Raw genomic sequence first — 6632 nt, 5'->3', positions numbered from 1 at the left:
AGCCAGCCGGGCGGCGGGCCGGATCGGCAGCCCGGCGGCGTCCAGCACCCGCCGGGGCGGGTCGACCAGCACCAGGCGGGTGCCGGCGGGCAGCAGGCCGAGGTCGTCGACGGTACGCGGGTGCAGCAGTTCGGGTGCCGGGACGAACAGGGTGGCCGGCGTGCCCCGGGTGGCCCGTAGTGCCTGCACGGTCTCGGTCTCCCGCTGCACCACCACGCCGTTGCGGGCCAGGCTGGCCGCGAGCCGGCTGCCGCCGTCGTCCGCGGTGGACACCGGCGAGAGGAAGCCCGGGTCGGTCTGGTCGGGCTGGTCGAACTCGCGACTGACCAGGGTGACGGTGAACAGCAGCGCGGCGAGGACGACCGGGATCACCACCCGGTGCCGGCGACGGGTGGCCCGGGGCGTCACCACGTGACCTCCGCCGACTCGTCGGTGGCGAGTACGTGGCGCAGCCGGTCGGCGTGCTCGCGCATCCGGTGGTCGTGGTCGACGGTGGCGCCGCGTTGGGCGTACCAGAGTTCGGAGAAGATGTCCGCCGCGGCGGCGAGCGGCGGGCCGACGGGCGGGCGGTTGGCGCTGGCGGCGGTGACGACCTCGCCGACGGTCATGCCCGGCCGGATCCAGACCACGCGCCGGTCGGTGAGGTCGTGGAGCATGGCCCGCAGTCGTTCCCGGACGGCCTCGGCGTAACGGCCGTCGGCGGAGAGCCGGTCGGCCAGGTCGGAGGCGGCCACCGGCGACGCGGCCGAGGGCGGCACGTCAACGACGGTGGGCGCGGGTGCCGCACTCACGGTCTCGACGCGCTCCGGCCGGTTGCGGGTACGGCGACGCAGTCGGGGAATCCGCCGGGGCACCCAGCGCGGGAAGGTGTACCAGCCGGCCGCGACCAGGGCCGTGACCAGCGCCAGCGCCAGTGCGGCCAGCGGCAGCGGGACAAGGTCGCCGAGTGCCGCCGTGGTCTCGGTCCACCATCGGCTCGGGTTCATCCGCGCACCGCCAGGGCTGCCGGTGCCGCGTCGGCCGGTACCCGGGACAGGTGGATGTCCAGCCCCTCGGTGCGGATCCGGGTCTCCAGGTGGAGGACGGCGTCCAGACACGCCAGTGCGGCGTACGCGACGGTGTTGACCGCGGCCCAGAGCAGGGTCGCGGCGACGACCAGGGCGCCCTCGCCCTCGATCAGGCCGAGGGAGGAGAGCCCGAGGAACATGCCCCAGCCGAGACCGACCCGGAGGATCCACCAGACCAGGTAGCCGAGGGTCCGCAGGGCGGCGGCGCGACCCTCGATCCGCAGGGCGAGCGAGGCGGAGCGGGTGAGGGCACGCGGTGGTGTGACCCGGTCGAGCACGAGGGCGGGGGCCACCGCGCCGAGCAGGGCCCATCCGACGAACCACGCCGGGCCGAGCAGGGCCAGGAACAGCATCGCGGCGCCCACCAGCAGGGCGAGCAGCAGGGTCGCGCCCCACCGGCCACCGGTCGGGCGTACCAGGTGCCGGGCGGTGCGGCGGTGACCGAGCAGCGCGCCGCCGGCGGCCCGGGCGGCCGGGTTGCCGAGCAGCACGACGATCATCGCCTCGGTCGCCGCGCCGAGCGCGAGCAGCAGCCAGAACCCGCCGAGATTGTTGAGGTTCGGCAGCCACCACAGTGGTGGGCCGACACCGAGGGCGGTACGCAGGGGCAGCAGGAGGAACTGCTCGCCGACGGCGAGTACGGCGGCGAGGGGGAGCAGCGTCGGGGCGTGGTGGCGTAGCAGGAGCACGGCGGAGTCGAGGAGTTCACCGACGGTGAGCGGGCGGCCGGGGAGCACGGCGATGGGGCCTGCTTCGGGCACGCGTACTCCTGGGAGGCGTGGATGGTGGCGCGCGGCGGCGCACCCGGGGATCATGTTGACACGCGCGGTCCGCCCGGGTGCAGGCCCGGCCCGGGGTGGCTCGCGCGAGCGGTGCAACCGGCCGGTGCTGGGCACTGCGTGTACTCCGGCAGTAGCGTGCCGGGTGACGCCGAGTCCACCGAACTGACGGGATGGAAACATTAACCCCATGAGAGCCCGGGTACTGGTGGTCGACGACGATCCTGCGCTCGCCGAGATGCTCGGCATCGTGCTGCGCAGTGAAGGCTTCATGCCGTCCTTCGTGGCGGACGGGGAACGGGCATTGGCCGCGTTCCGCGACAACCGGCCCGATATCGTCCTGCTCGACCTCATGTTGCCCGGAATGAGCGGAATCGACGTGGCGCGGGCCATCCGGGCCGAATCCGGCGTACCGATCGTCATGCTCACCGCCAAGAGCGACACGGTCGACGTCGTGCTCGGCCTGGAGTCCGGGGCGGACGACTACGTGGTGAAGCCGTTCAAGCCCAAGGAGCTGGTCGCCCGGATGCGGGCGCGGCTGCGGCGGGGCGAGGACGCGGCGCCGGAGATGCTCACCATCGGTCCGCCCGGTAACCAGATCTCCATCGACGTGCCGGCGCACACCGTCAGCCGCAACGACGAGGAGGTGAAGCTGACGCCGCTGGAGTTCGACCTGCTGGTCGCGCTCGCCCGCAAGCCGCGCCAGGTCTTCACCCGCGAGGTGCTGCTGGAGCAGGTGTGGGGATACCGGCACGCGGCGGACACCAGGTTGGTGAACGTGCACGTGCAGCGGCTGCGTGCCAAGATCGAACCGGATCCGGAGCGCCCGGAAATCATCCTCACCGTGCGCGGCGTGGGTTACAAGGCGGGTACCGGATAGCCTGGTCGCACTGTGACCAACTCCCCGCTACCGGATCTTGACACGACGTCCCACCGGCGAGGTGCCGCGTGGGAGTTGTGGCGTGGGCTCAGCGGCCGGGCGGCCCGGCTCGTCGCCGGGCTGCACCAGACCTGGCGGCGCTCGTTGCAGGTCCGGGTGGTGACCATCACCCTGGTGGTCTCCAGCCTGCTGGTGGGCGGGTTCGCGTTCCTCATCGCCGACAAGATCACCAACATCCTGCTGGACAACGCCAAGACCGACGTCCAGCTCCGGCTGACGAACGGCGCCGAGTACGCGGCCAAGCAGTTCAGTCTCTACGGTCAGCCGCAGGAGGCCCAGCTCCAGGAGACCATCGACGGCACGGTCAACTACCTGGCCGGCGGTGACCCCCAGCAGAACAGCGGCGTCGTGGTGGCCCTCACCGCGGACAGCTACCCCGGGGTGATCGAGCCCCGCACGTCGCCGTCGGTGAACGTCCGGCCGCTGATCAGCCCCGAGCTGCGGGCCGCGGTCACCGACGGCAACGTGGCCAACCAGATCGTCACCGGGCGGCTCACCAGCGACGACAACACGAAGTACCTGGTCTACGGCACGCCGGTGCCGACCCAGTTCGGCCAGGTGGAGCTCTACTACTTCGTGCCGCTGACGGTGCAGGACGTGACGTCCGGTCAGGCCCGGGCCACCGTGGTCGCCACCGGGGTCGCCCTGGTGCTGCTGCTCGGCGTGCTCGCCGCGCTGGTGACCCGGCTCGTGGTGCTGCCGGTGCGGGTCGCCGCCCGGACCGCCCAGCGGCTCTCCGCCGGCCTGCTCGACCAGCGGATGGCGGTCAACGGCGAGGACGACCTGGCCCTGCTCGCCGCCTCGTTCAACCAGATGGCCACCAACCTGCAACGACAGATCCTGCGGCTGGAGGAGATGTCCCGGCTGCAACGCCGGTTCACCTCGGACGTCTCGCACGAGCTGCGGACGCCGCTGACCACGGTCCGGATGGCCGCCGACCTGATCTTCGCCGAGCGCGACGAGTTCGACCCGGCGGTGGCCCGCAGCGCCGAGCTGCTCCAGGCCGAGCTGGACCGGTTCGAGGAGCTGCTGACCGACCTGCTGGAGATCAGCCGGTTCGACGCCGGTTTCGCGGTGCTCGACTCCGAGCCGACCGACCTGGTGCCGGTGGTGCACCGGGTGGTGGACCGGCTCTCCGGGCTGGCCGAGCGGGTCGGGGTGACGATCGAGTTGGACGTGCCGTCCGCCCCGGTGATCGCCGAGATCGACCCGCGCCGGGTCGAGCGGGTGCTGCGCAACCTGGTCGGCAACGCCGTGGAGCACGGTGAGGGCCGGCCGGTGCGGATCACGCTGGGGATGGACGAGACCGCCGTGGCGCTCACCGTCCGGGACCACGGCGTCGGGCTCAAGCCCGGCGAGGAGAAGCTGGTGTTCAACCGGTTCTGGCGGGCCGACCCGTCGCGGGCCCGGCAGACCGGTGGCACCGGGCTGGGGCTGTCGATCAGCCTGGAGGACGCCCGGCTGCACGGCGGCTGGCTGGAGGCGTGGGGCGCGCCCGGGCAGGGTGCCCAGTTCCGGCTCACCCTGCCGGCGCGGGCCGGTGACCGGCTGACCACCTCGCCGCTGCGCCTGGTGCCGGCCGACGCGACGCTGCCGTTCGGCGGTGCCCCCGCCGGAAGCCTGCTGGCCATCGGCCCGGGGCCGGCCGGTGGGCTCACCGTCACACCGGCGGCCGGTGGCGGTGCCACCCCGACCGTGCCCGAGCAGCGCGCGGAGGTGGGGTCGTGAGGCGTCGGGTCAGCGGTGCCGTGTTCGGCGTCGTCCTGGCGCTGGCCCTCACCGCGGGTTGCGGCATCCCGGATCACTCCGAGGTGCAGGTCGAGCAGCGTGGGCCGGCGGCCGAGGCGAGCTGGTCGTTGGGACGGGGCAGCGAGCCGCCGACCCGGACGGCCAGCGGGAGCGACGCCGAGGCGTTCGTCCGCAACTTCCTGGCCGCCGCCGCAGGCGAGCCGGACCGGGCGTACGAGCGGGTCAAGCAATTCATCGCGGCGGCCGACAAGCCCAGCCTGCAGGAGCGGCAGGGCAGCGAGGTGGCCCTGTCGGTGGTCCGCCTGACCGACGATCCGGTGATCGAGCCGGACGTCGACAGCATGAAGGTCACCATCACCGTCCAGCAGGTCGGCCTGCTGCGGGCCAACGGCATGCTGGTGCCGCCGTTGGCCACCGAGTCGACCTACGAGTTCCGGCTGATCAGCGCCGGTCCGGCAGGCCAGGACGACGCCGGCTTCTATGTCAGCGACCCGCCCAACGTGCTGCTGCTCAGCGACGAGGCCCTGCGCCGCTACTACCAGGCCCAGTCCATCTACTTCTGGAACTCCGACCGCACCCGGCTCGTGCCCGACCAGCGGTACCTCTCCTCGGTGGTGCCCGCCGAACGCCGGGTCAGCGAGGTGGTCCGCTGGTTGACCGCAGGGCCTTCGGAGTGGCTGCGGGCCGGCGCCTCCGGCCTGCCCGACCGCACCGAGATGATCAACAATGCCACCGGCGCGGACGGCCGGTGGGAGGTCAACCTGGACATGCCCGGTGCCGACGAGGGGCGTCTGGAACAGCTCGCCACCCAACTGGCCTGGTCCCTGCCGGAGCTGGACGGCACCGTCGAGATCAAGATCCTGAACCAGTCCCGCAAGGTCGTCGACCTGGGCGGACAGCGGTCGTCGAACCCGCTCTACACGCTCGACGGCACCGCCCGGTACTGCGTCTACGACGGAGCGATCCACGGGCTGGCCGTCACCAGCGAGTCGAACCGGCCGGTCCCGGTGGCCGCCGAGTCGAACCGCGACATCGTCTCCGCCGGGCTGCGGCGGGCCGGCCCCGACGTGCTGGCCGCCCTGGTGGTGACCGGCGCGGACGGCCGACAGCGACTCAGCGTCGGGCGGGGCCGGGACGTGGTGGAGAACTTCGTGACCGAACCGGCCCGTGGCCACGCCGCGATCAGCCGTCCGGTGTGGCTCCGCAGCGACCACGGCCGCCCGTACGGGCTGGTGGTCGCCGACAACCGGCTGTACCGCTTCGACGACCAGGCGGCGCTGCGGCCGGTGCAACTGGGCCTGCCGGGTCAGGTCGGCGGGGTCGCGGCGGCGCTGGACGGGCACCGGGTCGCCCTGATCGTCGACGGTGCGCTGCACGTGGCGGCGATCAGCTGGGAGGGCGGCGTGCCCACGGTCGGCCCGACGCGGCGTCTGGTCACCTCGTTGACCCGGCCGACGGCGGTCGACTGGGGCGCGGAGAACCGGCTGCTGGTGGCCGGTTCGGCGGGGCGACCGGCGATCTACGAGGTCAGCGTGGACGGCGCCTTGGAGACCCCGCTGCGGGAGGACGCCGGAGCCGAGGTGAGCCACGTGGCCGCGTATCCGACGATGCCGCTCTCCCCGTACGCGGGCTCGTTCATGTACGAGGCCAACGGCGTCGCGTACCGCAGCAACCCGTTCGAGCGGATCGTGCGGGACCAGGTCCAGGACGTCACCCCGCCGCCCGCCGGGGTGCGCCCGGGCAACCCCACCGCGCCCTTCTTCCTCTACTAGGGTCTCACCCGTGCTGGCCGGGCTCTGGGCGGACCTGACCGATCTGGTGCTGCCCGCCGACTGCGCCGGATGTCGGGAACGCCGGTCGGGACTGCGGCACGGCGTGTGTCCCGACTGCGTCGCCACGCTCGGCGCGCTGCGTCCCGGGCCGGTGCGGCCGGTCCCCGCCCCACCCGGGCTGCCGCCCTGTCACGCCCTGGGCCCGTACGGCGGGCCGCTGCGGGAGATCCTGCTGGCGTACAAGGACCACGGCCGCCACGGCCTGGCCCGCCCGCTCGGCGCCCTGCATGTATCTGATACACATCTCCGAGCCCACGAGACTAGC

General features: G+C 73.1%; 6 protein-coding genes and 1 pseudogene. 4 read left to right on the top strand and 3 right to left on the bottom strand.

What is annotated here, in order from left to right; genetic code table 11:
* The 3 genes from EYA84_RS23395 to EYA84_RS23385 form a co-directional block, all read right to left on the bottom strand.
* A partial coding sequence (locus tag EYA84_RS23395; RefSeq protein WP_131055360.1) for a DUF4350 domain-containing protein occupies positions 1-411 on the bottom strand: 411 nt, incomplete at its 3' end.
* Positions 405-986, bottom strand: a complete 582-nt coding sequence (locus tag EYA84_RS23390; RefSeq protein WP_131055358.1) for a DUF4129 domain-containing protein — start codon at positions 984-986, stop codon at positions 405-407. The genes EYA84_RS23395 and EYA84_RS23390, both read right to left, overlap by 7 nt.
* Entirely contained in the window at positions 983-1828 is an 846-nt protein-coding gene (locus EYA84_RS23385; protein WP_131055356.1) for a hypothetical protein, read from the bottom strand. The genes EYA84_RS23390 and EYA84_RS23385 overlap by 4 nt, the downstream gene beginning before the upstream one ends.
* A 208-nt stretch (positions 1829-2036) precedes the next feature.
* On the opposite strand from EYA84_RS23385, the gene mtrA reads away from it, so the two are divergent.
* From mtrA to EYA84_RS23365, 4 genes and pseudogenes are all read left to right on the top strand, one after another.
* A complete protein-coding gene (gene mtrA, locus EYA84_RS23380) occupies positions 2037-2726 on the top strand; it encodes an MtrAB system response regulator MtrA (RefSeq protein WP_131055354.1) in 690 nt (229 codons plus the stop codon).
* Positions 2727-2738: 12 nt separating this feature from the next.
* On the top strand, positions 2739-4514 hold the full coding sequence (mtrB, locus tag EYA84_RS23375) for an MtrAB system histidine kinase MtrB (RefSeq protein ID WP_131055352.1): 1776 nt from the start codon (positions 2739-2741) through the stop codon (positions 4512-4514).
* On the top strand, positions 4511-6307 hold the full coding sequence (locus EYA84_RS23370) for an LpqB family beta-propeller domain-containing protein (protein ID WP_131055350.1): 1797 nt from the start codon (positions 4511-4513) through the stop codon (positions 6305-6307). Before mtrB ends, EYA84_RS23370 begins: the two co-directional genes overlap by 4 nt.
* A gap of 46 nt (positions 6308-6353) precedes the next feature.
* Positions 6354-6632, top strand: a pseudogene (locus tag EYA84_RS23365) (hypothetical protein); the annotation flags it as partial.

Origin of the sequence: Verrucosispora sp. SN26_14.1, from assembly GCF_004307965.1 — a bacterium.
In the GTDB taxonomy this organism is placed as follows: Bacteria; Actinomycetota; Actinomycetes; order Mycobacteriales; family Micromonosporaceae; genus Micromonospora.
This window is presented reverse-complemented; position numbering and strand designations above follow the sequence as displayed.

Bases quoted from the DNA above. Each gene is read 5' to 3' on its own strand.
- mtrA (WP_131055354.1), top strand. From the start codon at position 2,037: ATGAGAGCCCGGGTACTGGTGGTCGACGACGATCCTGCGCTCGCCGAG.
- EYA84_RS23390 (WP_131055358.1), bottom strand. From the start codon at position 986: ATGAACCCGAGCCGATGGTGGACCGAGACCACGGCGGCACTCGGCGAC.